Genomic DNA, 3,342 nt, shown 5'->3' with positions numbered 1-3,342 from the left:
CACTTAGTTTTAAACTTTCTTTTGGAAGATTTAAAACTGAAGTTTTATTTAACTCTCTGAGTAGTTCGCTCCTCGCTATGCGTTGGCGTTTCCCGTCTCAGTGGGGTCGCATTATAGGGAGATCCGAAAACAGATCAACCCTTTTTTTAAGAAAACTTGAAATAATGTGCTGTTCGCTGAGTATTTGAGCTAAACACGTTAAAAACACAACATAACTAGCAAATTATTAACAACTAAAGGTGTTTAAACTTCACAAATATTAAAAGTGAGCTTAAACGATCTTCATATAAAGACTTACACCCCATATGATCAATACGATCGTTAATGAAAGTGTTACGGCCGCAGATCCCATATCTTTGGCTCTACCTGACAATACATGCAATTCTGTACTTACTCGATCTGTTAATGCTTCAATGGCAGAGTTTAGCAATTCAACTATTAGAATAATAAGCAGTGAGCTAATTAGTATTGCCCAGTGTAATAATGATGAAGCAAGCCAAAATGAAGTGGGGAATAATATAAGGCTTAGTAATAGCTCTTGTCTAAATGCAGCTTCTTCTTTAAATGCTGCTTTAAAGCCAAGATAGGAGCAATAGGTTGCTTTGAAAACGCGTTTGAGGCCTAAGCCATTTGGTTTTAATACATCTTTCATTAATAAACTCTATGAATGAAGGTCAAAATAAAGCCCCGCACTGCGAGGCTTTTTATTTATGCTACGCCGTATTGATCACGGTAAGCTTTAACTGAGGCTAAATGCTCGCCCATCGTCCCTTGGTTTTCAAGGTAACTAATAAGGTCTGCTAATTTTACAATAGAGATTACTTTGGTATTAAAGTCGCGTTCAACTTCTTGAATAGCTGATAACTCGGCTTTACCTTTTTCTTGGCGATCTAATGCAATTAAAACACCATTAAGGTCTGCACCATTTTGTGCAATAATTTCCATGGACTCACGAATAGCGGTACCTGCGGTAATTACATCATCAACTAGCATTATTTTGCCATTGAGTTCTGAGCCTACTAATGTACCACCTTCACCGTGTGCTTTTTTCTCTTTACGGTTAAAACAGTACGGTACATCTTTATCATGGTGATCTGCTAATGCAACTGCCGTCGTTGTCGCGATTGGGATACCCTTATACGCGGGACCAAATAGTACATCGTACTCTATCGCTGAATCTTCTAGTGCTGATGCATAAAAACGACCTAAACGTGCTAAGTCACGACCTGTATTAAACAAACCGGCATTAAAAAAGTAAGGACTTATGCGCCCAGACTTTAAAGTAAACTCACCAAATTTTAATACCTGCTTCTCTAGAGCAAATTCTATAAACTCTTTTTGATAATCTTTCATATCTAGTGGCCTACCTATTTATGCTAATGCTTGCTTTTGTACGTCAATGATTTCACGAATAGAATGTTTAGCTAAAGTAAGTAACTCATCTAGCTCATCAAACGAGAAAGGTTCGCCTTCGGCTGTACCTTGAATTTCTATAATTTTACCTGTTTCGGTTAAAATTACATTCATATCAGTTTCTGCTGCTGAATCTTCAATATATTCTAAATCGCTAATTGCTTGGCCTTTGTATATACCTACTGAAATAGCCGCAATCATATGTTTAAGTGGGTTTGAATTAATCATACCCTTGGCACGCATATGCGTTAGCGCATCAACAAGTGCAACACATGCACCACTTATAGAAGCAGTACGTGTACCGCCATCTGCTTGAATTACATCACAGTCGATAGTGATTGTGTTTTCGCCAAGTGCTTTTAAATCAACAGCAGCACGAAGTGCACGTGCAATTAAACGTTGAATTTCCATAGTACGACCGCCCTGCTTACCACGTGCAGCTTCTCGAGCATTACGCGTATGCGTTGCTCGCGGTAACATACCGTATTCAGCATTGATCCAACCTTTACCCTGACCTTTCATGAAACGAGGAACGCCCGATTCGACAGTAGCTGTACAAAGTACTTTGGTGTTACCAAACTCAACAAGTACTGAGCCTTCAGCATGCAAAGTATAATTACGTGTAAATGTAACAGGTCTAATTTGGTTAGGTGTTCTTTCGCTTGGACGCATTGACGATCCCCTTAATTCAGAATTTGCGACATTATAAGTGTATGTGGGTATAGATACCATGCTGATTTAAATAAATAGCTGTATGCAAAATATTCAGTGTATTAAATTTTCCCTAGAGCTTAAGCGGTGTTACGGTATAATCATCGTAATATTGTATTTATAAATTTAGGAAAATATCCATGATCCACAGTATGACAGCTTATGCGCGTCGCGAAATAAAAGGCGATTGGGGAACTGGCACTTGGGAAGTTCGTTCAGTGAACCAGCGTTACCTTGAAACATTTATTCGCGCACCAGAGCAATTTCGTGGCATGGAGCCAGTTATTCGTGAGCGTTTACGCAAACACTTACAACGCGGTAAAGTTGAGGTTTTTTTAAAGTTTGTAGCAAATCCTGCCCATGTTGGTGAGCTATCAATTAACCAAGCCCTTGCTGAGCAACTTATAAATAGCGCGAAATGGGTTCAACAGCAAAGTAATGGCGACATTAACCCTGTTGATATATTACGTTGGCCTGGTGTTATGGAAGCTGAAGAACTTGATATGGATAGCGTTAATACAGCACTAATTGCTGGTCTTGATCAAGTAATCGAAGATTTTAAATCAGCTCGTGGCGATGAAGGTGCAAACCTTGAAGAAATGATAGCAATTCGCCTTGATGCGATTTTAGAGCAAGTAGAAATTGTAGAAACGCACATGCCTGAGATTGCTAAGTGGCAGCGTGAAAAACTGGCTCAAAAGCTAGAAGACTTAACAGCAAACATTGACGAGTCACGCCTTGAACAAGAACTTATTTATCTTGCTCAAAAACAAGACGTGGCTGAAGAATTAGATCGTTTAAAGTCTCACGTTAAAGAAACTAAAAAAATCCTTAAAAAAGGTGGCGCATGCGGCCGCCGCCTAGATTTTATGATGCAAGAATTTAATCGTGAAGCTAACACGCTAGCATCTAAGTCTATCAATAGTGACATCACTACTGCCGCTGTAGAGTTAAAAGTATTGATTGAACAAATGAGAGAACAAATTCAAAATATTGAATAGTTTTCAGCCAATTATGGCATATTCATAACTTATCAAAACCCGGGCTAGGCTCGGGTTTTTTATTAATACCAATAATATTTTGAATGTTGTTACCAAGCATCTTCGTCTAATGTGAGATTCTCACCTTCAAATCACTCTTTATTTTAGTCATTAAAAAGCCCGAGACTAAGCTCGGGCTTTTTGGTAACAATTAGCTAGGCTAAAAATTACACTTTGG

General features: G+C 38.6%; 4 protein-coding genes. 1 reads left to right on the top strand and 3 read right to left on the bottom strand.

Features of this window, described 5'->3' with window-relative positions; genetic code table 11:
* Positions 1-271 precede the first annotated feature (271 nt).
* The 3 genes from CXF76_RS00475 to rph are packed head-to-tail and all read right to left on the bottom strand — an operon-like array spanning position 272 to position 2,085.
* The gene (locus tag CXF76_RS00475; protein ID WP_007583384.1) at positions 272-652 is read right to left on the bottom strand and encodes a diacylglycerol kinase; all 381 of its coding nucleotides are present in this window, start codon (positions 650-652) and stop codon (positions 272-274) included.
* 56 nt (positions 653-708) lie between these two features.
* On the bottom strand, positions 709-1,353 hold the full coding sequence (pyrE, locus tag CXF76_RS00470; protein ID WP_101162783.1) for an orotate phosphoribosyltransferase: 645 nt from the start codon (positions 1,351-1,353) through the stop codon (positions 709-711).
* Between the two features lie 18 nt (positions 1,354-1,371).
* A complete protein-coding gene (gene rph, locus CXF76_RS00465) occupies positions 1,372-2,085 on the bottom strand; it encodes a ribonuclease PH (protein WP_002958890.1) in 714 nt (237 codons plus the stop codon).
* Between the two features lie 179 nt (positions 2,086-2,264).
* Here rph and CXF76_RS00460 point away from each other — a divergent pair, with 179 nt between their 5' ends.
* Positions 2,265-3,125 (top strand): YicC/YloC family endoribonuclease, encoded by an 861-nt coding sequence (locus CXF76_RS00460; RefSeq protein WP_002958889.1) that lies wholly within the window; start codon positions 2,265-2,267, stop codon positions 3,123-3,125.
* The last annotated feature ends 217 nt before the right edge of the window (positions 3,126-3,342 follow it).

Origin of the sequence: Pseudoalteromonas sp. 78C3 (assembly GCF_002836695.1) — a bacterium.
Lineage (GTDB): Bacteria > Pseudomonadota > Gammaproteobacteria > Enterobacterales > Alteromonadaceae > Pseudoalteromonas > Pseudoalteromonas arctica.
The sequence above is the reverse complement of the archived record's forward strand: the minus strand, read 5'-3'. Positions and strand labels throughout refer to the sequence as shown.